The sequence below is a fragment of the Bradyrhizobium sp. Leo78 genome (assembly GCF_059512425.1).
In genome coordinates this window covers 1-425 of sequence record NZ_JCAMOT010000235.1, presented here as the reverse complement: position 1 = coordinate 425, position 425 = coordinate 1, and the positions used below count along the sequence as shown (strand labels likewise).

At 62.4% G+C, this 425-nt stretch carries 2 pseudogenes; one reads left to right on the top strand and one right to left on the bottom strand.

Annotation, left to right across the window (positions count from 1 at the left end):
• Positions 1-159: pseudogene (gene hisG / locus AC5ZG1_RS44460) on the top strand (ATP phosphoribosyltransferase); the annotation flags it as partial.
• 77 nt (positions 160-236) lie between these two features.
• On the opposite strand, the pseudogene AC5ZG1_RS44455 reads toward hisG, so the two are convergent.
• Positions 237-425: pseudogene (locus AC5ZG1_RS44455) on the bottom strand (hypothetical protein); the annotation flags it as partial.

Genomic DNA, 425 nt, shown 5'->3' with positions numbered 1-425 from the left:
ACCTCCACCGGCTCGACGCTGCGCGCCAATCATCTGAAGGTGCTCCAGGACGGCGTCATCCTGCATTCAGAGGCTTGCCTCGTGCGCGCCCGCAAGGAGAGCCATGCAGATGAACCCGTGGTGCAGGCGATCGTCGACGCGGTGCGCGCCGCCCTCTGATCTCCGCCATCAAAGCGTAAGAAAACCCGCCGTCAGTTCAATGACGGCGGGTTTTGCATGCTTGGGAGGAGATGGAATTAGCGGGCAGCGACGGCCTGCAGACCGCGGCGTGCGTCGATCGAATAGGCACCGGCACCGACGGTGGCGAGCAGGATGTAGGCGCCGGCCAGCGTGATGTTCTTCATGACCATGATCTGGTTGAGGATGTTCACGAGTTCCGTGCCGCTTGCGTAGGGCAGATGGAAGGCAACGCCCGTGAAGACACA